At 60.2% G+C, this 20,807-nt stretch carries 17 protein-coding genes and 1 tRNA gene; 10 read left to right on the top strand and 8 right to left on the bottom strand.

Annotated elements, in window-relative coordinates; translation table 11 throughout:
* Nucleotides 1-164 precede the first annotated feature (164 nt).
* The gene (guaB, locus tag QO002_RS06980) at nt 165-1,664 is read right to left on the bottom strand and encodes an IMP dehydrogenase (RefSeq protein ID WP_307228030.1); all 1,500 of its coding nucleotides are present in this window, start codon (nt 1,662-1,664) and stop codon (nt 165-167) included.
* A 349-nt stretch (nt 1,665-2,013) separates the two neighbouring features.
* Entirely contained in the window at nt 2,014-3,138 is a 1,125-nt protein-coding gene (locus tag QO002_RS06975; RefSeq protein WP_307228028.1) for an IS5 family transposase, read from the bottom strand.
* 164 nt (nt 3,139-3,302) lie between these two features.
* On the opposite strand from QO002_RS06975, the gene QO002_RS06970 reads away from it, so the two are divergent.
* Nucleotides 3,303-3,611 (top strand): DUF1476 domain-containing protein, encoded by a 309-nt coding sequence (locus QO002_RS06970; protein ID WP_307228026.1) that lies wholly within the window; start codon nt 3,303-3,305, stop codon nt 3,609-3,611.
* A 61-nt stretch (nt 3,612-3,672) separates the two neighbouring features.
* Here the strand turns inward: QO002_RS06970 and QO002_RS06965 are convergent, their stop codons facing one another.
* Nucleotides 3,673-4,662 carry an MBL fold metallo-hydrolase gene (locus QO002_RS06965; protein WP_307228024.1) on the bottom strand — a complete coding sequence of 330 codons (990 nt, stop codon included), beginning with the start codon at nt 4,660-4,662 and terminating at the stop codon, nt 3,673-3,675.
* A gap of 195 nt (nt 4,663-4,857) precedes the next feature.
* On the opposite strand from QO002_RS06965, the gene QO002_RS06960 reads away from it, so the two are divergent.
* On the top strand, nt 4,858-6,276 hold the full coding sequence (locus QO002_RS06960; protein ID WP_307228022.1) for a DHA2 family efflux MFS transporter permease subunit: 1,419 nt from the start codon (nt 4,858-4,860) through the stop codon (nt 6,274-6,276).
* A gap of 132 nt (nt 6,277-6,408) precedes the next feature.
* On the top strand, nt 6,409-8,379 hold the full coding sequence (locus QO002_RS06955; RefSeq protein ID WP_307228020.1) for a PhoX family protein: 1,971 nt from the start codon (nt 6,409-6,411) through the stop codon (nt 8,377-8,379).
* Between the two features lie 71 nt (nt 8,380-8,450).
* Here the strand turns inward: QO002_RS06955 and QO002_RS06950 are convergent, their stop codons facing one another.
* Genes QO002_RS06950 through QO002_RS06940 form a run of 3 tightly spaced genes read right to left on the bottom strand, consistent with a single transcriptional unit; the run spans nt 8,451 to nt 11,225 of the window.
* The gene (locus QO002_RS06950; protein WP_307233210.1) at nt 8,451-8,837 is read right to left on the bottom strand and encodes a VOC family protein; all 387 of its coding nucleotides are present in this window, start codon (nt 8,835-8,837) and stop codon (nt 8,451-8,453) included.
* Between the two features lie 4 nt (nt 8,838-8,841).
* The gene (locus QO002_RS06945) at nt 8,842-9,630 is read right to left on the bottom strand and encodes an RlmE family RNA methyltransferase (RefSeq protein ID WP_307228018.1); all 789 of its coding nucleotides are present in this window, start codon (nt 9,628-9,630) and stop codon (nt 8,842-8,844) included.
* Nucleotides 9,627-11,225, bottom strand: coding sequence for a Ppx/GppA phosphatase family protein (locus QO002_RS06940; protein ID WP_307228016.1), 1,599 nt, complete (start codon nt 11,223-11,225; stop codon nt 9,627-9,629). Before QO002_RS06940 ends, QO002_RS06945 begins: the two co-directional genes overlap by 4 nt.
* A 308-nt stretch (nt 11,226-11,533) precedes the next feature.
* On the opposite strand from QO002_RS06940, the gene QO002_RS06935 reads away from it, so the two are divergent.
* A complete protein-coding gene (locus tag QO002_RS06935) occupies nt 11,534-12,541 on the top strand; it encodes an NAD-dependent epimerase (protein ID WP_307228014.1) in 1,008 nt (335 codons plus the stop codon).
* A gap of 198 nt (nt 12,542-12,739) precedes the next feature.
* On the opposite strand, the gene QO002_RS06930 is transcribed toward QO002_RS06935, so the two are convergent.
* Nucleotides 12,740-13,402: a sugar transferase gene (locus QO002_RS06930; protein WP_307233208.1), complete on the bottom strand. Its 663-nt coding sequence runs from the start codon at nt 13,400-13,402 to the stop codon at nt 12,740-12,742.
* Between the two features lie 736 nt (nt 13,403-14,138).
* On the opposite strand from QO002_RS06930, the gene QO002_RS06925 reads away from it, so the two are divergent.
* A tRNA-Gln gene (locus tag QO002_RS06925) sits at nt 14,139-14,212 on the top strand.
* An 84-nt stretch (nt 14,213-14,296) separates the two neighbouring features.
* Here QO002_RS06925 and QO002_RS06920 read toward each other — a convergent pair.
* A complete protein-coding gene (locus QO002_RS06920) occupies nt 14,297-15,190 on the bottom strand; it encodes a LysR substrate-binding domain-containing protein (protein ID WP_307228012.1) in 894 nt (297 codons plus the stop codon).
* A 126-nt stretch (nt 15,191-15,316) separates the two neighbouring features.
* Here QO002_RS06920 and QO002_RS06915 point away from each other — a divergent pair, with 126 nt between their 5' ends.
* From QO002_RS06915 to kdpC, 5 genes are all read left to right on the top strand, one after another.
* Nucleotides 15,317-16,021 (top strand): SDR family oxidoreductase, encoded by a 705-nt coding sequence (locus tag QO002_RS06915; RefSeq protein ID WP_307228010.1) that lies wholly within the window; start codon nt 15,317-15,319, stop codon nt 16,019-16,021.
* Nucleotides 16,022-16,365: 344 nt separating this feature from the next.
* On the top strand, nt 16,366-16,452 hold the full coding sequence (kdpF, locus tag QO002_RS30875; RefSeq protein ID WP_370878543.1) for a K(+)-transporting ATPase subunit F: 87 nt from the start codon (nt 16,366-16,368) through the stop codon (nt 16,450-16,452).
* 18 nt (nt 16,453-16,470) lie between these two features.
* On the top strand, nt 16,471-18,180 hold the full coding sequence (gene kdpA / locus QO002_RS06910) for a potassium-transporting ATPase subunit KdpA (RefSeq protein ID WP_307228008.1): 1,710 nt from the start codon (nt 16,471-16,473) through the stop codon (nt 18,178-18,180).
* 10 nt (nt 18,181-18,190) lie between these two features.
* Nucleotides 18,191-20,227 carry a potassium-transporting ATPase subunit KdpB gene (gene kdpB, locus QO002_RS06905; protein WP_307228006.1) on the top strand — a complete coding sequence of 679 codons (2,037 nt, stop codon included), beginning with the start codon at nt 18,191-18,193 and terminating at the stop codon, nt 20,225-20,227.
* A 2-nt stretch (nt 20,228-20,229) separates the two neighbouring features.
* A complete protein-coding gene (kdpC, locus tag QO002_RS06900; RefSeq protein ID WP_307228003.1) occupies nt 20,230-20,799 on the top strand; it encodes a potassium-transporting ATPase subunit KdpC in 570 nt (189 codons plus the stop codon).
* The last annotated feature ends 8 nt before the right edge of the window (nt 20,800-20,807 follow it).

The following is a 20,807-nucleotide window of genomic DNA, read 5'->3' as shown; positions in this document are numbered from 1 at the left end:
GCAGCAAGTCCTTGTATGGCTTGACACTTCGTAAGCGGGCGGAAATTCCGGCATCTGCGATCAACGCAGGCGCGCCTTTGAACGACGACTGACGACATCGCGGTAGACAGCAAAACGGCGGGCCATGGCCCGCCGTTCACACTTCATCCCGATGAGAAATCCGCTTATACGGCGCCCGGATAATTCGGGCTTTCGCGGGTGATCGTCACGTCGTGGGCGTGGCTTTCACGCAGGCCCGCACCCGAGATGCGCACGAAGGTGGCGCGCTCCTGGAAATCCTTGATGGTCGCACCGCCGACATAACCCATGGAGGCCTTGAGACCGCCGGCCAGCTGGTGCAGCACGCCCGATACCGGGCCTTTGTAGGGAACCTGGCCTTCGATGCCTTCCGGCACGAGCTTCAGCGTATCGCGCACTTCCGCCTGGAAGTAGCGGTCTGCCGAGCCGCGGGCCATGGCGCCGACGGAGCCCATGCCACGATAAGCCTTGAAGGAGCGCCCCTGGTAGAGGAACACTTCGCCCGGGCTTTCGTCGGTACCGGCCAGCAGGGAACCGATCATGCAGGCGGACGCACCGGCGGCAATCGCCTTGGCAAGATCGCCCGAGAACTTGATGCCACCATCGGCGATAACCGGAATACCGGCGTCATGGGCAGCTTCTACAGCCGACATGATTGCCGCAAGCTGCGGTACGCCGACACCGGCGACGATACGGGTGGTGCAGATGGAACCCGGACCGATACCGACCTTGACGGCATCGGCGCCGGCATCGATCAGGGCCTTGGTGCCATCTGACGTCGCGACGTTGCCGGCCATGATGCGAACCGAGTTCGACATGGTTTTGACCTTGGTCACCGCATCGAGAACACGCTGCGAGTGACCATGGGCGGTATCGACGACGATCAGGTCGACGCCGGCTTCGATGAGACGTTCGGCGCGCTCGATGCCGTCATCGCCGACGCTGATGGCGGCGGCTGCCCGGAGGCGACCCTGCGCATCCTTGGAAGCGTTCGGATTGAGCTGCGACTTCTCGATGTCCTTGACGGTGATCAGACCGACGCAACGGCCGTCGCCGTCAATGACAAGCAGCTTTTCGATACGGTGGCTGTGAAGCAGGCGCTTGGCTTCCTGCTGATCGACGTTCTCCTTGACCGTGATCAGGTTTTCACGGGTCATGAGTTCGTAAATCTTCTGGTTCGGATCGGAGGCGAAGCGCACATCACGATTGGTCAGGATGCCGACGAGGCGACCGGGCTTGCCGGCGGCCCCTGCATTCTCGACGACGGGGATGCCCGAGATGCTGTAGAGCTTCATCAGGTTGAGGGCATCGGCAAGCGTCGCATCCGGGCCGATTGTCACAGGATTGACGACCATGCCGCTTTCGAACTTCTTGACCTGGCGAACCTGCTCGGCCTGCTCGATCGGTGTCAGGTTGCGGTGGATGACGCCGATGCCGCCTGCCTGGGCCATGGCGATGGCGAGACGACCTTCGGTCACCGTGTCCATCGCGGATGAGAGGATCGGCAGGTTGAGGTCGATGTCCTGGGCAATGCGGGTGGCGATGTTCGTCTGTCCAGGCATGACCTCGGAATGTCCGGGCTGCAGAAGGACGTCGTCGAAGGTCAAAGCTTCGAGACCGGTTGCCGTTTCGATGATGCGCGCCATGGGCCAAGTTCCTTCAGGGTAAAAACGGGCTATCCAAGGGGAACATTGGGAGTGGTCCACCTTGATCGCTTGCAAGAAATTCTTGGAAGTTGGCGAGGGCTCGTAACACGAGTTTGACAAGAAAGGAATAGCAAAAACCGGATGCCGCCCCTTATCGCCGCCACGCCCCTGCTTTCACGGTTTCTTATCCGTGTCCGCTGGATGTCTTTTAACAGGTTGCGGAAATAGCGCTAATTTTTCTACCGATCCTCGCTAGACGGTTCGAAGACGAGCGGGGATGAGGCTTTTTCAGCGGCCTTTTCGGTCCTTTTGTCGTCATCCGCCCTGTCTCGGCGGATTGCGGGCGCGATTATGCCGTCGTCAGCAGCTTTGGCAGCCTCACCAGATTATAAGCCGTCGCTGTCAGGGTGAACATCCAACCGACGCGATCCTTTCCGCGATGGCGGGTCTTGCGCATTCCGCCGCTGGTCTTGGCCCAGCCGAATACCTCTTCGATGCGTTTTCGGATGCGCTGACTGACAGCGTAGCCGGGGTGATGGGTGGTACGACCATCGATGGCTGAGCGTCGGTTCGCCGTGTTCTGAGCAACGTGTGGCGTCACCTTGATATCCCGCAAGGCGGCAACGAAGTCTGCCGTATCGTAGGCTTTGTCTGCAGCCAATGTGATGCGATGACGACCATCCATGCGGCCCACCATATCCAGTGCAGCCTCGCGCTCTGCGGTTCCTGTCGCATGGGTCAGCGTGGCGTCGACAACCAGCCCGTTGCGGTTTTCCAGGGTGACGTGGCCCATGTGGCAAAGCTTGGCCGCCTGCCCACGGGCCTTCTTGTAAAGCCTGGCATCCGGGTCGGTGGTCGACGCGTGAGTTGCGTTGCTGCGCTTCTCGCCGTGGAAATCCCGCTCAGGGTTGCGTGCCGTAGCCTTTGCGGGCTTGTTCGCGTCAGCGCCGGAGCCGTTGTTGTCATCACCGTCACCATCAGTCTCGTCCTTGGGCTTGAAGCTCTTCATGCTGGCCCAGGCTTCGATCAAGGTGCCGTCCACCGAGAAGTGCTCGTCTGACAAGAGAGCCTTAACTCGCGGCTGGCTCAGCAATGCGGCCAGGAACTTGGCGGCGATGTCGCCAGCCAGGAGTCGCTCACGGTTCTTGGTGAACACGGTGACGTCCCAGATCGGCGCGTCCATCGACAAGCCGACGAACCATCGGAACAACAGATTGTAGTCCATCTGCTCCATGAGCTGGCGCTCCGAGCGGATCGTGTAGAAAGCCTGCAACAACAGGGCGCGCAGAAGCTTCTCCGGCGGGATCGACGGGCGGCCGATCGCTGAATACATCGCCTCGAAATCAGGCGACAGAACTTCCAGTGCCTCGTCGACAATCGCGCGGATTGCCCGCAGCGGATGGCTTGTCGGAACGCGTGCTTCGCAGCTCACATAAGAAAACAGACCCGCCGTCTGGATATCACTGCCCCGCATGTCCTGCTCCTGCCGGCCAATCACTCGGGCAGGGAATCACGCCAGTCCGCTCGCAGCAAGCGCCTTTTTCCGCATCCTGTTAAAGCTTCATATGTATAAGCACCACCGTGATCAGGACAAAAAGGGGTCACGCACCAAGAAACGAAGCAAAACGGGGATTGATAATGTCTGCTCTGAAGAAGAGGGCACAAGCTCTCGAAAACGAATTCGTCTATCAGCAGGAATTCATGTTCAAGGCGACAGCCCGTCGCAACGCAATGCTGGGTCTTTGGGCTGCCAATACGATGCATCGGCCAGATGGCGAACAATACGCCCGCGAACTGGCGATGGCCGATGTCAGCACGCCCGATGGCGCCTTCAATCGCATCCGTTCCGACCTCATAGCGGCGGGCGTCATCTGTCCGGACGATGAATTGCGCGATCGCATGGTGGCCATGCTGAAGGACGTCGCCAGAGAACTGCGCGGCTGCTGAGCTGCTTCCTCAGGAAAACGGCCCGCCTATTGCCAGGCGGGCCATTTCGTTTCATGCGACATCAAATCTGGAATTGGTAGGTTTCCGGCACAAAGCGATAGCCACCGTCGAAAACCTCGACGAAGCCTACCGCAGGGAACGGCATGTGATAGCCGACAAAGGGCAGGCGTTCCGTAGCGATCATGTCGAAGACTTTCCTGCGCGACGCAGCCGCCTTTGCCTTGTCCATGTCGAACCGCACTTCCCAATCCGGCTTCTGAAGCGACAGCACGAAGTGGTTGGCGGTATCCGCCGTCAGCACGAGCTGCTTGCCCTCCGATTCGACGCGGAAGATCATGTGGCCGGGAGAATGGCCGAAGGCTTCCACGCCGACGATACCGGGAACGACCTCGCTACCCTCCTTGATGAAGGTCGTCTTTTCCGCAAGCGGAACGACCTTGGAGACGACCCCCTTGTGACCACCCTCCGCCGGCGTCCCAACCCGAGCGGGATCCTTCCAGAAATCATATTCGACCTGACCTGCGACATAGCGGGCATTCTTGAAGGCGGGTGCACCGCCTTCCATCAGGCCGCCGATGTGATCGCCGTGCATGTGGGTCAGCACAACGACACTCACCTGATCCGGTGAATATCCGGCCTGCTTCAGGCCTTCCAGAAGATGTCCGGCACCCGCCTCGCGGCCGCCCTCGCCCATGCCTGTATCGAAGAGCACGACATCCGAGCCTGTCTCGACGACGGTCGGCGAGAAGCCGTTGAGGAATTTATCCGTGGGCAGGAAGTTGGCATGCAAAAGCTCCTCAACGGCCTCTTTCGGCTGGTTCGTACCGTAAGTCTCGTGAGGATTGCCGAAGAGGCGCGTGCCGTCGCTGATGACGGTGACCTTGAAGGCGCCGATGTTGAAACCGCTGGTTTGGGCGGGAGTGGGTTTCATGGACGTTTCCGCTTGTTGTTCCTGCGCGTGAACCGCGCCGGACAGAATGAAGGGAGCAGCAAGCGCGCTGCCTGCCGTGACCTTAAATAGATCACGCCGGCCGGATGAAAAAGACGTCATCGAAATGCCTCCAGAGTTCGTCGTTGTCGAAAATGCCCTTTGCGACTATACGCAGCGACGAACATAGCGCCGAGACAGGTTCCTGCCGCGGCCCTCACAGGGAAGTGATGGCAAAGTGACTGCACATCCGCCGTTTTCATCTCAGAAAGCCTATCTTCCCACACACGTGTCCCAAATCGTCCAGGCCTGCCCCGCATGAATCGCATCGTCCCGATGATCCTTGCCGTCGCTCTGTTCATGGAGCAGATGGATTCCACCGTCATTTCGACATCGCTGCCAGCGATCGCCCACGATCTCGGCGTCGGGCCAATTACGTTGAAGCTTGCGCTCACCGCCTACATGGTATCGTTGGCAATTTTCATTCCGCTGAGCGGTTGGATGGCGGATCGATTCGGCGCAAAGCGCATCTTCCGGGCGGCGATCGTCGTCTTCGTCATCGGCTCGATCTTCTGCGCCGTGGCAGACAGCATCCTTGCTTTCGTTATCTCGCGCTTCCTACAAGGCATGGGCGGGGCAATGATGACGCCGGTGGCCCGCCTCGTCCTGGTCCGCAGCACGCCGCGGAGCGAACTGGTCAGCGCCATGGCATTGCTGACCATACCGGCGCTGGTCGGCCCGCTGGCCGGTCCGCCGCTCGGTGGCTTCATCACCACCTATTTTTCCTGGCACTGGATCTTCCTGATCAACGTGCCAGTCGGCATTATCGGCTTCATTTTGTCCGGCATATACTTGCCGGAAGTCCGCAGCGACGTACCGCCGCCGCTCGACATCATCGGCTTTATCCTCAGTGCCATCGCCGCTTCCGGAACGATGTTCGGCCTTTCGGTGATGAGCCTACCCGCGCTACCACCCGTGATTGGGGCAATCTCCGTTGTGATCGGTATCGTCGCCGGATTTATCTACGTCCGGCATGCCCGCTCTCATCCCGCACCACTTCTGGACCTCAAGCTTTTCCGGGATAGCGCCTTTCGTGCGGCGGCAATTGGCGGCACGCTGTTTCGCATCTCGATCGGTGCAACGCCCTTCCTGATGCCGCTGATGCTGCAGGTTGGCTTCGGATTGACACCGTTCCAGTCCGGCCTCATCACCTTTTCCGGCGCAATCGGCGCCATCTCGACCAAGGTCATAGCCAAGCGGGTGCTGACCTTCGCCGGCTTCCGTACTACATTGATCATCGCCGGCCTGTTCGGTGCGGCCTTCACCTTCATCAATGGTCGTTTCACGCCCGCAACGCCATCACTGATGATTACCGGCGTGCTGCTCCTCGCCGGCTTTGCACGCTCATTCTTCTTCACCAGCGTCAATGCACTTTCCTTTGCCGACATCCCCGACCGGGACGCCAGCAAGGCGACCTCGATGAGCGCCGTGCTGCAGCAGATGAGCCTTGCCATGGGCGTTGCGATCGCTGGCGGCATTCTCGAGATCGAATCGACCCTGAGCGGTTCGAAGCTGGAATTGCAGGACTTTCAGATTGCCTTCATGGTGATTTCAGCAATCACGCTAACCGCGATCATACCGTTCATCCGCATGTCGAAAACCGCCGGCGCTTCCGTCTCCGGGCATCGTATTACGGGTAAAGATGAGCTCGACGCGGAAACCCTGGGCGTCAAATAGGGTTTTAGCGCAGCCGACCTGACGGCATACCGACCCGCTTGCCATTCCTTATTTTTCAAGGGGCTGTTTCGCGTCACAGCACGTTCATGGCCGCGTGCCATATCGCCTTCGTCAGATCAACCGGAGGTGAATATGTCAGACCGTCAGAAGACCCGCGCCCGACCAAATCCACGACGTGCCTTTTCCTCATCCTATGGCGAAATCCTCGCTGAAGGCGTTAATCGCCGTACCGTCCTCAAGGGTCTTTTCGGATCAGCAGCGATAGCCGCTTTCGGGCATGGTTTGTCCACCGTTCGTGCAGAGGCGGCAACGACATCGACGCTGACCTTCGAGGAATTGCAACGGGTTCGCGATACCGCCGATCACTGGCCGAAGGGCTATAGCCGCCAGATCGTCGCGCGCTGGGGCGATGCCTTGTTCACGGATAGCCCCGCCTTTGATATCGCCAGTCTCGACGGCAAGGCAGCAGAACGCCAGTTCGGCTACAACAACGACTTCACCCAATTTCTGCCGCTGCCACAGGGCTCAATGACAGCCGACCACGGGCTGATGGTCGTCAGCCACGAATATGCGACGCCCTACCTGATGTTTCCCGGCCTCACCGTCGAGGACTACCGCGAAAAGCTGAGCGAAAACCAGATCCGCGCACTGATGGGCTGTCTTGGCGTCAGCGTTTTCGAGGTCAAGAAAACGGGCAAAGAATGGAAGGTCCTCGACAGTCAATACAACCGGCGCGTTCATATGAGCACGGAGATGGACATTTCCGGTCCGGCTGCCGGCGATGACCGCCTGAAGACCAAGGCCGACCCGACAGGCCGGAAAGTCTTCGGCACGATCTCCAACTGCAATGGCGGCATCACGCCCTGGGGCACGATGCTGTCCGGCGAAGAAGGCGCAATGGATGTCTTTGCCGGCGACTACAAGACGCTTCCGAACCAGGAACTGGTCGAGCGTCAAGGCTGGGACGAGGACGAGAACGACATCTATTCCGTCAGCCGCGTCGAGCCACGCTTCAAGTTCGAGGAAGAGCCGAACGAATGGATGCGTTTCGACTGGGTGGTTGAGATTGACCCGTTTGACCCCGAAGCCAAACCGGTGAAGCGCACATCGCTCGGTCGCATGACGCATGAAGGTGCGCAGGTGACAGTCGCGCCCGACGGTCGCGTCGTGGTTTTCATGGGTGACGACGATGATTTTGAATATCTCTATCGGTTCGTTACCCGCGATCCGTGGAACCCGAATGATCGTGCGGCCAACAAGAACCTGCTGGATGAAGGCACCCTGTCCGTGGCCAAGTTTTCCAGTGACGGCACCATGACATGGTTGCCGCTGGTTGCGGGTAGCGGTCCGTTGACGGCGGAAGCCGGCTTCGCGACCCAGGCAGACGTGGCCCTGAATACCCGCGCCGCTGCCGATCTTGTCGGGGCCACACCGATGGACGCGCCGGAAGGCTTCGTTCCCCATCACGGTACGGGCAAGCTTTATGTCGCGATGACCGAGAACGAAGACCGGCTGGTGGCTGGCGGAGGCGATGAACGCGAAACCGTCAATGTCGCCAATCCGCGCGGCCCCAATCCGCACGGCCACCTGCTCGAACTCGTGCCGCCCGGCGCGCCGGACAAGCCGGATCATGCCGCCGATACGTTCAAGTGGGATGTTTTCGTGCTGTGCGGCGATCCTGCCAAAGCGGAGGACGAAGCGATGTTCAACCCGGGCACCTCGGCATCGGGCTGGTTTACCGATCCCGATAATCTGGGTGTCGATCCCGCCGGTCGCCTCTGGGTTACCACCGACGGTCCGCCGCCGGAAGGCATCGCCGACTCCATGTATGTGATGGACACGGAAGGCCCGGGACGAGCCTTGCCAAAGCTGTTCTACATCGCGCCGGTCGGTTCGGAATGCTGCTCGCCCACCTTCACGCCAGACGGAACGAATGTCTTCGTTTCTATCCAGCATCCGGGCGAACTGCGCCTCTCCGACAACGAAGATGCAACCGCGATTGCCGATGCAGGTACGGCATGGCCGGATTTCGCCGCGGATATGCCGGCGCGCCCCTCGCTGATCGTGATCACCCGCGACGACAAAGGCATCGTCGGGAACTGACAGAGGCCAAGGCACCAGCCGGTGAAATCCGTTTCATCGGCTGATCGAGTCGAAGTCTGTGGCTCGCATGCTTATGCTTGCGGCCTCTCGCAAACCGCCGAGAGCTTGTTTCCGTCAGGATCGCGGACGTAGGCAGCGTAGAAATGCGCGTGGAAGGGCCGTAGTCCCGGCTCACCTTCATCCGTACCGCCCGCCGCCAGTGCGGCCCGATAGAACTCGTCGACAGCGGTCCGGGCTTCAGCCTCGAATGCGACCATCGAGCCATTGCCAATCGTGGCGAGCTTTCGGTCATGGGGTGTTACGATCCAAAGCCGACAACGGCTATCGCCCGGCATCGCATACCCGATCTCCACATCATCCTCTTTGCGCCGCTCAAAGCCGAGTGGACGAAGCGCAGCATCGTAGAAGCGCCCGGCACGCAGCAAATCATTGGTACCGATCGTCACATAGAGCAGCACGGTATCAGTTCGCTTCGACGTCGTCGGCAATATCCCGATCGGCGTAGAAATCGTCGGCGTCATCTTCGTGTCCGTCGTCCTCCGCCGACTTCTGAACACCAGATCGCCCTTTGAAGCCCTTGGCGAGCAGGAACATCTCGACCGATTCGGCCCGCGACGATGCCGGCTTCACATGGATGACCTGCTTGAAATTCTGCTTGAGCAGCGTCAGCAACTCACGTTCCGTTCCGCCCTGGAAGGTCTTGGCGAGGAAATGGCCGCCGGTGGCCAGAACGTCGATTGCAAAATGGGCGGCAACCTCGCAGAGGTGCATCGTACGGATATGGTCGGTCTGGCGATGGCCCGTCGTGGGCGCGGCCATGTCGGACAAGACGAGATCCGGCGCGCCGCCGAGCGCCTCCATCAACTGGTCGGGGGCGGTCGGATCGAGGAAGTCGAGCTGGAAGATATGCACGCCCGGAAGCGGGTCCATCTTGAGGAAATCGATCGCCACGACCTGCGGATCGGCGTCCGTGGAACGCGTGACATTGGCGGCGATCTGCGACCAGCTGCCGGGGGCGGCACCGAGGTCTATGACGCGTCGGGCACCCGACAAAATCTTGTGCTTCTCGTCGATCTCCAGAAGCTTGAAGGCCGCACGGGCGCGATAACCCTCGAGCTGCGCACGCTGCACATAGGGATCATTGATATGACGCTCGATCCAGCGACGCGAAGAGGCCTTCAGCTTGCCCTTCTTGACCTTCTGGCTGAGTTTTCGCCCGGTGCGGTTTCCGCCGATCGGGGGTTTTGTCATGTTGCGTTTCCTTCGCGCGAACCAAGCGGCGCGCCGCCGCGGGGATGACGGCGTCCACGGCCACGGCGCCAGATACCGTCATCGGCCATCATATCGGTGAGCAGGCCTTCGCGCAGCCCCCTGTCGGCAACGCGCATGCGTTCCGACGGCCAGCGACGACGGATCGCTTCCAGAATGGCGCAGCCCGCCAGGACGAGATCGGCGCGATCCGGCCCGATGCAGGGATTGGCCGCGCGAGCGGTGAAATCCCACGACAACAACCTGGCCTGCATGGCCGACACCTCATTGTCGGAAAGCCATAGACCGTCGACCTTGCGGCGATCGTAGCGCGGCAAATCGAGATGCACACCCGCCAGCGTCGTGACCGTGCCGGAGGTGCCGATCAGATGAAATCCATTTTCATCACCGGGATTATCGAGCAGGTGAATTTCCGGGCAATCGAACTTTGCCAGCATGCCTTCGACTTCGCGTACCATCGTCTCGAAGTTTTCCGGCGTCACATCCTGTCCACCATGGCGTTCCGACAGCGTCACGACGCCAACAGGCAGCGATGTCCAATGGGTGATGTGATTGGCAAGGCGGCTGGAGCGGTTCTCGCCGATGCGGATAACCGCAATTTCCGAGGATCCTCCGCCGATGTCAAAGAGAACGACGGACTTAGTCTCACGGCCGACCAGCGACGAGCAACCGGAAACGGCAAGCCGGGCCTCCGTTTCGCGATTGATGATCTCCAGTTCGAGGCCAGTCTCTTCCAGAACGCGCTCAAGGAAGCTTTCGCCATTTTCTGCAGCCCGCGCCGCCTCGGTTGCAATCAACCGGCTACGGCGAATGTTGCGGCTTTTCAGCTTGGCGGCGCAAATCTTCAAGGCTTCGATCGAGCGATCCATCGCCTCTGGTGACAGGCGACCGGACGCACCCAGCCCCTCGCCAAGCCGGACGATTCTCGAGAAGGCATCGACGACGCGAAACTGCCCGGGCCGGGTCGGCTGGGCAATCAGCAGCCGGCAATTGTTGGTGCCGAGATCAAGCGCCGCATAGAGGGGTGCGCCATGGTCACTCGCCCCGCTCTCCGGCTGGCGATGAAGCCGCCTGTCATGGGGCGGGAAGCCCGCCGAGCGCTCAGTTGACCATTCTCGCTGCGGCTCGGGCGCCGGCGAAGCATTGGCACGCATCACCTGCGCGGCAGCACGCGGCTTCTCGGCCGTGGCCAGAGGACGTCCCTGCAGACCGCGCCGGTTGCGATTCTTTCGCCCTTGATGATCCTTCGGGGAAGGATTCTTCTGGCCACCCTGAGGCTGCTGCGCATTTTCCGCAACATCCCTTCCGATCGCACCTGCATTCGCAGCTGTGGCGGATTTGGAACGGCGCCTGCGCTTGCGCTTGCGAACCGGCTCGTCGCCGATCGCATCTTTCAATTCGGGACGCCCTGCCTCGCCGGAAGTACCGGAAAGGCTGACATTCGCAGAAGGCCCACGTGACGGTTTTCCGCGCCTACGCTTGCCCTTGCCGGAACGGGGCACATTTTGCCCCTCGGTCCGTCCTGCTGCCGACGCCCCGGAAACTGACGGCTTTTCGCCGTTGTCGGGGTCTCTCACTTAACTGTCCATCGCACCGCGCGGAACTGATGCCGCTCAAGGTGCTCTCTTGATCTTCGTTAGGCAGACTTTACCAGCGCATGCCGCTTTCGCCAAATTCTTTTTATTTCAAAGCGTCACGAGAGAGGCCGCGACCACTAAGACGGTTGAATACCCCCCTAGAGTTCGGTTGATATGGAATGATTTTTCCGGCAAGAGGAATATCGGAAGCGTCGCCCCGCGGCACCTGAGGATCATTCCAAACGCTACAATTAGTCTGATCCGATGATCCGCTTCTGAGGCCTTGAATTTCGCGTTCGGAGATTTTCTTGCGTTACCTGATCACCGGCACCGCCGGCTTCATCGGCTTTCATCTTGCCAAGCGACTTCTGGACGAAGGTCACTTTGTCGTCGGCTTCGATGGCATGACGCCATATTATGATGTCAGCCTGAAGGAAAAACGCCACGCCATTCTGGCGCGTTCCAATGGCTTCAAGCCGGTGATCGGCATGCTCGAAGATGCGGACGCGTTGAAGCGCGCCGCCGAGATCGCCGAGCCGGAGATCATCATTCATCTCGCTGCCCAGGCCGGCGTGCGCTACAGCCTGGAAAATCCCAAGGCCTATGTCGATGCCAACCTTGTCGGCTCCTGGAACATGCTGGAGCTCGCCAAGCAGGTCGCGCCGCGGCACCTGCTGCTTGCCTCGACATCCTCCGTCTATGGCGCCAACGAAAAAATACCCTTCAGCGAAAGCGACCGGGCCGACGAGCCGATGACGCTCTACGCGGCGACCAAGAAATCCAGCGAGCTGATGGCGCATTCCTACGCGCATCTCTACAAGGTGCCGACGACGGCCTTTCGCTTCTTTACCGTCTACGGCCCCTGGGGCCGGCCTGACATGGCATTGTTCAAGTTCGTCGATGCGATCCTCAAGGACCAGCCGATCGACATCTATGGCGAAGGCAAGATGAGCCGCGATTTCACCTATATCGACGACATTGTCGAGGGGATCATCAGGCTCTCGGCAAATGCGCCGGCCGAGGCAAATCGCGTGACCGCGCCAGGCGTCACAGACACGCTGTCGAAACACGCGCCATTCCGGGTGGTCAATATCGGCGGCGGCGAACCGGTCGAGCTGATGACCTTCGTCGAGATCGTCGAGCAGGCCGTTGGAAAGTCTGCTATACGCAACATGTTGCCGATGCAGCAGGGGGACGTTCCCCGCACCTTTGCCTCCCCGGACCTGCTCAAAGCACTCACCAGCTTCACGCCCGCCATCACCGTCGAGAACGGCGTGCGCAGGTTTGTGGAGTGGTACATGACGTACAAGAGCTGACCTGCCGATCTGGATATTTAAGACTTCTCCACAAAGAAAAGCCGCATGTCACTTCTGACACGCGGCTTTTCAAATTTCGCCCAATATACGCTGCTTAAAGCGTGTCACGATCCTTCAGATTCGCTTCCCACGCTTCAGCTCTTTCTGTTTGCGCATATCGTTATCGCAAAACTGCTGCGCACTTTTGCGCGACATGCTTTAGAAGCCCGTGCCGCCTCGCAGTTCGCTAATAATGGTGCGGATAACGATCTTGATATCGAGTATCAGCGAGAAATTGCGGATGTATTCGACATCGCAAACGATCCGGCGGATCGCGAGCCAACGATGCGTCGTCGGCCCCCGCAGGCCACGGGCCTGAGCAAGGCCGGTGAGACCCGGCCGCATCAGGTGACGGTACTCATAACCCTGCACCAGATCGGAGTAGTTCCGACCGGCTGCCAGCATGTCGGGAACATGCGGGCGCGGACCAACCAGCGACATATCGCCGATCAGGACGTTCCAGAGCTGGGGAATTTCATCGAGATTGGTCTTGCGAAGGATCTTGCCGAGCCGGGTGATGCGTGGATCGTTGTCCGTCGTCTGTGCAACGCCGGAATGGTCGCACTGCTCGGTATACATGGAGCGGAACTTTAGAATTTCGAACGGAACGTCGTTCAATCCCGTGCGAATCTGACGGAAGAAGACCGGACCGCGACTTTCAAGCTTGATCAGCGCTGCGACCAGGAGAAGAAGCGGCGCAAGCAGAACGATCCCTGCAAACGAACCGACAATATCCATCATGCGCTTCACGGCAAGCTGACCAGCCTTGGTCGGCGCGTCTGCCGGGTTTATGTAGAAATTACTTTCCTCGGCACCGCGCATTTTACGCAAAACCGAAACCTCTCCACGTCCTGATGACGTCGGCGCAAGAACAGAACCATCTAGCGCCATGGCAGACGAATGATGCAATACAATATTTTCCGTCATAGCTTCCAATACCTCTGGAATTTTTGACTATCAGACCGGTGCTTACCTCTTCCAAGAAGCGGAAAGTTCGATCGCCCGACCCCAAAAAATCTTAATTCAAAAAAACTCTCTCGATTTGCGGATGAATACACAAACCGCCACGGCCAGTTTCCCTAATCGAAGTGCTCCACTGCCCTGGAATACGCTGGCCTTGTGGCCTTTTGCGCTTTTTTAACTACTTATTAAATATAAGCGTCTTTGACAAGATTGCGCAACACCCATCTTGCGGGAATTGGTTAATTCGCAAGACCGAGAACTGGTTCATTTTTGGGCGTTTTTGCATCCGCAATAGACGGATCGCCTTGTCAGCGGAAGATGCAATACTTTTTCAGGGGATTTGTGCCGCTACGAAACAACCGGCGTCCCACGGGGGAAAATGCCGCATTATCTTTTTCGTATGCAGAACTGCCTTTGCCATTCACACCATTGCACGAATGTCGATTTTCAACATTGCACGAAAAAGCCTCTTGCCTGACCGCGCGAATATGTTAGAAGGCGCCACGAAACGAGACCAAGCTTGTCTAACCGAGACAAGGCGGCAAATGCCTGCAGATTCGTTGATTGCAAACTCAAGCTGTTTGCATGGCCCTTTTGGGGAATAGGTTAACGGTAGACCCACGGACTCTGACTCCGTTAGTCCTGGTTCGAATCCAGGTTCCCCAGCCAAACATTTGATCTTTCCTGATCTAGCAGATTTTTGGGCGCATCGATGGCGTAGAATTCTGTCCGTCGGGAACCGGGTAACTTATCTCAGTCCCCTGATGCCTCCTGCAGCATCCAGGCGATCACGGTCTCCACCGCTTCCGACTTTCTGTAGCGTGGCCGGATGAGGAAGAAATCAGCTCGTCCGCGGAGCGATCTGTCATAGAGCCTGTCCAGGCGTCCTTCCTTGATATCCGCTGCGACAAAACGTCGGTTGGCGAGGACGATGCCCTGCCCCGCGATGGCGGCTTCTATCGCGTGGGCCGTCTGATTGAAGCTGACACCCTTGAACGAAGCATCCGGGCTTCCGCCCAGATATGTCTCGATGAACTCTGGCCAGAAATTGTGGGCGTCATGAAGCAGCCGAAACTTTGCCAGTTCTCCCGCCGTCTCCGGCGCCTTTCGACCCTGCACCAGCCTGGGGCTGCACACGGCGATGATCTCCTGCTCGAAGAGAAGATCGACGGACAGGCCGGCGCCGAAGGGCGGCTGGCCATAGCGGACAGCCAGATCGATCCCGTCCGCCTGGAAACTGGAGATGCGATCCGTCGCCTGAATGTGGATGTCGAGATTGGGGTAGCGGCCGGTAAAGTCCGGCAATCTCGGAATCAACCACTTCGAGGCGAATGTCGGGGTGACGCTGATCGTCAGCCGGATCGGCTGCGGCCGCAGCTTTTCAGTTGCCAGCGCGATGATTTCCAGGGCGCGGCTGATATCGGCTATATACACCCGCCCCTCGCCGGTCAGGGCCAGCGTGCGCGGCAGGCGATCAAAAAGCTTCACGCCCAGGGCAGCTTCGAGACCCCGGATCTGCTGCGCGACGGCGCCCTGGGTAACCCCCAGCTCTTCAGCAGCAAGACGGAAGTTGAGGTGACGTGCGGCAACTTCGAAGACGCGCAGGCCATTGAGGGGAGGAAATTTTGCAGGGGAGAAATCGTTCATGCGATAGTTTTTCTACATTCAGATGAAAAAGCAACTGGCTCGCACCTGCGCGAGCGCAGTGCTATGTCAGCCTGCATCGCGCCCTCAATGGTGCACGGGTCCGAGCTATGACGAAAGGCTTTCAAGATGTCAGTAGAAAAAGTGGCTATCATAACGGCAGGCGGCAGCGGAATGGGCGCGGAGACGGCCAAGCGTCTTGCTGCGGACGGCTACAAGGTCGCGATCCTCTCATCCTCCGGCAAGGGTGAGGCGCTTGCCGCCGAGCTTGGCGGCATTGGCGTCACAGGCTCCAACCAGTCGAACGATGACCTGAAGCGCCTTGTCGCAGCAACGATGGAAAAGTGGGGCCGGATCGATGTGCTGGTCAACAGCGCCGGCCACGGTCCACGCGCCCAGATCATCGAGATCACCGACGAGCAATGGCACACCGGCCTCGACGTTTACCTGATGAATGTCATTCGCCCTGTTCGCCTGGTGGCTCCCATCATGCAGGCGCAGAAATCCGGCGCAATCGTCAATATTTCCACGGCCTGGGCCTTCGAGCCCGCGGCGATGTTCCCGACCTCAGCCGTTTTCCGGGCAGGCCTTGCCTCCTACACCAAAATTTTCGCCGACACCTATGCCGCCGACAATGTGCGCATGAACAACGTGCTTCCGGGCTGGATCGACAGCCTTCCCTCCACCGACGAGCGTCGCGACAGCGTGCCCATGAAGCGTTACGGCACGAGCGCCGAGATCGCGGCAACGGTGGCGTTTCTTGCTTCCGAGGGCGCCGGCTACATCACCGGACAGAACCTCAAGGTTGATGGCGGTTTGACGCGTTCGGTCTGATCCAGACGCATCGACGAGCGGGCCTGCTGCTTCAACGCGGTGGGCCCGCGTATGTTTTTGGGTACCGCGCGCAACTGAAACGAGCCGTTGACGTCGTCGAATATCCTGGGTCTGGCCTGCGCGTTACCGCGATCGGTGCTGTTGGCCAACGGTCCTTATACTTTCCTTACATCGATCGAACACCTTCCCAATCGAAACCTGACCTTATCCGCCCCTAATTAGCCTCCTGCACAACAGGAGACACGGATATGTCTGATTTCATCTTTCTGGCGCTCGGCAGCGGCACGTTGATCGTGCTCGCCTTCTATGCCCGCGCCCTCGACCGGCTCTGAGGAGGCAGCATCATGCTTGAACCCCTCCTCGGCCTTGCCGTAGCCGTCAGCCTCGGCGTCTATCTCGTGGTCACGCTGCTGCGGCCCGAACGTTTCTGATCGATCGGAGTACCATCGATGACCATTATCGGATGGCTGCAGATCAGCCTCCTCTTTCTCGCCGTGCTTGTCGGTGTCAAACCTCTCGGCCTCTTCATGGCCAAGGTCTTTTCCGGCGAGCGCACATTTCTTTCCGCCGTTCTCGGCCCGATCGAGCACGGCTTTTACCGTGCCTCAGGCATCGACCCGAACAAGGAACAGGGTTGGCTGGGCTATACGATCGCCATGCTGGCCTTCTCGCTCGTAGGCTTTGTCTTGCTCTTTGCGATCCTGCGGTTGCAGGCATTCCTGCCGTTGAACCCGCAAGGCTTTGCCGGCGTGCCTTCGGATCTCGCCTTCAATACGGCCGTCTCCTTCGTCACCAATACCAACTGGCAGAACTATGCCGGTGAGATGACGATGAGCCATTTCAGCCAGATGGCAGGGCTGACCGTGCAGAATTTCCTCTCTGCGGCGACCGGCATGGCGCTGGCGGCGGCCTTTACCCGCGGGCTTGCCCGTTCGAAGGTTTCCACGCTCGGCAACTTCTGGGTCGACATGACCCGCTCGACACTCTTCATCCTGCTTCCGCTCTCGCTGGTCGTGGCGCTTGCCTTCGTCGCCACGGGCCTGCCCCAGACATTGTCTCCATCGGTCACGGCGACCACGCTTGAAGGAACACAGCAGGTGATCTCGCTCGGGCCGGTCGCAAGTCAGGAAGCCATCAAGCAGCTCGGCACCAATGGCGGCGGCTTCTTCAACGTCAACGCGGCCCATCCCTTCGAAAACCCGACCGCTTTCTCGAATTATCTCAACATCTTCGCCATGCTGTCGATTTCGGCGGCCATGATCTACGCCTTCGGCCAGATGGTCGGCAGCCGTCGCCAGGGCTGGGCTTTGCTTGCTGCGATGACCGTCCTGCTCGTTGCAGGCGTCGGCGTCACCTACTGGGCGGAAGCCCAGGGCAACCCGATCCTGACCGCAATCGGTGTCGATCCGGCGCTCGGCAACATGGAAGGCAAGGACGTTCGCTTTGGCCAGGCGATGACGGCGCTTTATGCTGCCGTGACCACCGGGCTTTCCGATGGCGGCGTCAACGGCATGCACGGGTCCTTTACGGGACTGGGCGGCCTCGTGCCGATGTTCCTGATACAGCTTGGCGAGGTTCTGCCGGGCGGCGTCGGTTCCGGGCTCTACGGCATGCTGGTCTTTGCGCTGCTCTCCGTATTCGTGGCGGGCCTGATGGTCGGCCGCACCCCGGAATTCCTCGGCAAGAAGATCGAGGGCCGCGAGATGAAATACGCCATGCTCGCGGTTCTGATCCTGCCACTCGTGATCCTCGGTTTCACCGCCGTCTCGGCCATGCTTCCTTTCGCGTTTGCAAGTGTCGGCACGGCAGGCCCGCATGGCTTCTCCGAAATCCTCTATGCCTATACGTCGGCTGCGGGCAACAACGGTTCGGCCTTCGGCGGCCTCGCCGGCAATACCGTCTGGTACAACACGACGCTCGGCATCTCCATGCTGCTTGGCCGCTTCGCTTATGTCGTGCCCGTGATGGCGATTGCCGGCTCGCTTGCCGCCAAGGTCAAGTCGCCCGCCTCCTCCGGCACCTTCCCGACCGACGGCCCGCTGTTCGTCGGCCTGCTGATCGGCATCATCCTCATCCTTGGTGGGCTGCAATTCTTCCCGGCGCTCGCCCTTGGCCCCATCGTCGAACATTTCGCGATGCTTGCCGGCCAAACCTACTGAAGGAAACCCAATGTCCAAAGACCATAAAGCGCCGGGCATTTCGGACCCAGCCCTCCTCCTGCAGGCGATGCGCAACGCGATCCGCAAACTCGATCCGCGCCAACTGCTGCGCAATCCGGTCATCTTCGTCACGGAAGCGGTGGCGGCTCTCGTCACCCTGCTCTTCCTGCGCGATCTCGCCACCGGTTCGGCAGACGCGGTATTCTCCAGCCAGATTGCGGCCTGGCTCTGGTTTACGGTCGTCTTTGCAACCTTCGCCGAAGCCGTTGCGGAGGGCCGCGGCCGCGCCCAGGCCGAAAGCCTGAAGCGCACCAAATCGGAACTCGTCGCCCGTCGGCTTGTCGCGGGCGGTGTAACGGAAACGGTGCCGGCCACCGGTCTCAAGGTCGGCGATATCGTGCTTGTTGCCGCCGGTGACATCATTCCCGGCGATGGCGAAGTCATCGAAGGCGTCGCGTCGGTCAACGAAAGCGCCATCACCGGCGAATCCGCCCCCGTCATCCGTGAATCCGGCGGCGACCGGTCTGCCGTGACCGGCGGCACCCAGGTCCTTTCCGACGAGATCCGCATCAGGATCACGGTTGCGCCGGGATCGAGCTTCGTCGACCGGATGATTGCCCTCATCGAAGGTGCACAGCGACAGAAGACCCCGAACGAGATCGCATTGTCAATCCTGCTCTCCGGCCTGACGCTGATCTTTCTCTTCGTCTGCGTCGCCATCTGGGGGCTTGCGGGTTACTCCGGCACGGTCATCTCCGTTACCGTTCTCGCCGCCCTGCTCGTTACCCTTATCCCGACAACCATTGGCGGCCTTCTCTCTGCCATCGGCATTGCCGGCATGGACAGGCTCGTGCGGTTCAACGTCATCGCCACATCGGGCCGTGCGGTCGAGGCAGCCGGCGATGTTGATACGCTGCTTCTCGACAAGACAGGCACGATCACTTTCGGCAACCGGATGGCCAGCAATTTTGTGCCCGCTCCCGGCGTGACACAGGCGGAACTGGCCGAGGCGGCGCTGCTCGCCAGCCTTTCGGACGAAACACCCGAAGGCCGTTCGATCGTGGCGCTTGCAACGGGCGAGTTCGGTATTCCAATGCCGGAACGCCGCTTCGACGCCGTCATCGATTTTACCGCAGAAACACGTCTTTCGGGCGTGGACCAAGGAGACCGCCGGCTGCGCAAAGGGGCAGTTGATGCCGTGCTTGCCTTCGCCGGCCGGGGCGAACAGCAGGCACCGGAAGAGTTCCGGCGCGCCGTGGACATGATCGCGCGCAGCGGCGGCACGCCGCTTGCGGTTGCCGACGGTTCGCGCGTGCTCGGAGCAATCCATCTGAAGGATGTAGTCAAGCCCGGTATCAAGGAACGTTTTGCCGAACTGCGCGCCATGGGCATCCGCACCGTGATGGTGACCGGCGACAATCCGGTGACGGCGGCGGCGATTGCCTCCGAAGCCGGGGTTGACGACTTCCTGGCGCAGGCGACACCGGAAGACAAGCTTGCCTATATCCGCCGCGAACAGCAGGGCGGCCGCCTGATCGCCATGTGCGGCGACGGCACCAACGACGCGCCAGCCCTTGCGCAGGCTGATGTCGGTGTCGCGATGCAGACCGGGACCCAGGCTGCGCGCGAAGCGGCCAACATGGTCGATCTCGACTCCAGCCCGACCAAGCTCATCGAGATCGTCGGTATTGGCAAGCAGCTGCTGATGACCCGCGGTTCGCTGACGACCTTCTCGATCGCCAACGACGTGGCGAAGTACTTTGCGATCATCCCGGCGCTGTTCGTCGCCACCTATCCGGCTCTCGACGCCCTGAACCTCATGGGGCTAGCCTCGCCGCAATCGGCCATCCTCTCGGCCGTCATCTTCAACGCGCTGATCATCGTGGCGCTCATTCCGCTGGCGTTGAAGGGCGTCGCCTATCGTCCCTCGAGTGCCGCTGCCCTGCTTCGCCGCAACCTTCTCGTCTACGGCGTCGGCGGTCTTATCCTGCCCTTTGCGGGCATCAAGATCATCGACATCGCCGTCAGCGCTCTTCATCTGGTGTAATCATGCTCAACCATCTTCGCCCAGCCATCGTTCTCACCCTTGCCCTCACCGCCCTGACGGGCATCGGCTATCCACTGGCCGTGACCGGGATCGCCGAAGCCGTCATGCCGGCCCAGGCAAACGGCAGCCTGATCGAAAGGGATGGCGTCGTTGTCGGCTCATCGCTCATCGGACAGAATTTCACCACGGACCGATATTTCTGGCCCCGCCCCTCGGCCACGGGTCCTGATCCGTATAACGCAGCCGCCTCCTCCGGCTCCAATCTCGGCACGACCTCGGTCAAGCTGCGCGACCGGGTTGCCGCCGATGTCGAACGGTTGAAGACAACCGGCATCGCAACCCCTGTCCCCACCGACGCCGCGACGACCTCGGGCTCGGGTCTCGACCCGCATATCTCGCCGGAATTCGCCCGCGCCCAGATCACCCGCGTCGCCAAGGCGCGCGGGCTGAGCGAAAGCGACGTCACCAAGCTTGTCGAACAAAAAATCGAGGACCGCAGCTTCGGTTTCATCGGCGAGCCGCGCGTGAACGTGCTAGACCTCAACCTGACACTTGATGCCCTGAAGACGTGAGAGACCGC

It is taken from the genome of Pararhizobium capsulatum DSM 1112, assembly GCF_030814475.1.
Taxonomy (GTDB): Bacteria; Pseudomonadota; Alphaproteobacteria; order Rhizobiales; family Rhizobiaceae; genus Pararhizobium; species Pararhizobium capsulatum.
Note: the sequence above shows the minus strand (reverse complement) of the source record. Positions and strands in the feature narration are given on the sequence as shown.

Coding starts and splice junctions, on each gene's coding strand:
- kdpC (WP_307228003.1), top strand. CDS start 20,230: ATGCTCAACCATCTTCGCCCAGCCATCGTTCTCACCCTTGCCCTCACC.
- QO002_RS06955 (WP_307228020.1), top strand. CDS start 6,409: ATGTCAGACCGTCAGAAGACCCGCGCCCGACCAAATCCACGACGTGCC.
- kdpF (WP_370878543.1), top strand. CDS start 16,366: ATGCTTGAACCCCTCCTCGGCCTTGCCGTAGCCGTCAGCCTCGGCGTC.
- QO002_RS06970 (WP_307228026.1), top strand. CDS start 3,303: ATGTCTGCTCTGAAGAAGAGGGCACAAGCTCTCGAAAACGAATTCGTC.
- QO002_RS06965 (WP_307228024.1), bottom strand. CDS start 4,662: ATGACGTCTTTTTCATCCGGCCGGCGTGATCTATTTAAGGTCACGGCA.
- QO002_RS06920 (WP_307228012.1), bottom strand. CDS start 15,190: ATGAACGATTTCTCCCCTGCAAAATTTCCTCCCCTCAATGGCCTGCGC.
- guaB (WP_307228030.1), bottom strand. CDS start 1,664: ATGGCGCGCATCATCGAAACGGCAACCGGTCTCGAAGCTTTGACCTTC.
- QO002_RS06915 (WP_307228010.1), top strand. CDS start 15,317: ATGTCAGTAGAAAAAGTGGCTATCATAACGGCAGGCGGCAGCGGAATG.
- QO002_RS06960 (WP_307228022.1), top strand. CDS start 4,858: ATGAATCGCATCGTCCCGATGATCCTTGCCGTCGCTCTGTTCATGGAG.
- QO002_RS06930 (WP_307233208.1), bottom strand. CDS start 13,402: ATGCGCGGTGCCGAGGAAAGTAATTTCTACATAAACCCGGCAGACGCG.
- QO002_RS06975 (WP_307228028.1), bottom strand. CDS start 3,138: ATGCGGGGCAGTGATATCCAGACGGCGGGTCTGTTTTCTTATGTGAGC.
- kdpB (WP_307228006.1), top strand. CDS start 18,191: ATGTCCAAAGACCATAAAGCGCCGGGCATTTCGGACCCAGCCCTCCTC.
- QO002_RS06945 (WP_307228018.1), bottom strand. CDS start 9,630: ATGACAAAACCCCCGATCGGCGGAAACCGCACCGGGCGAAAACTCAGC.
- kdpA (WP_307228008.1), top strand. CDS start 16,471: ATGACCATTATCGGATGGCTGCAGATCAGCCTCCTCTTTCTCGCCGTG.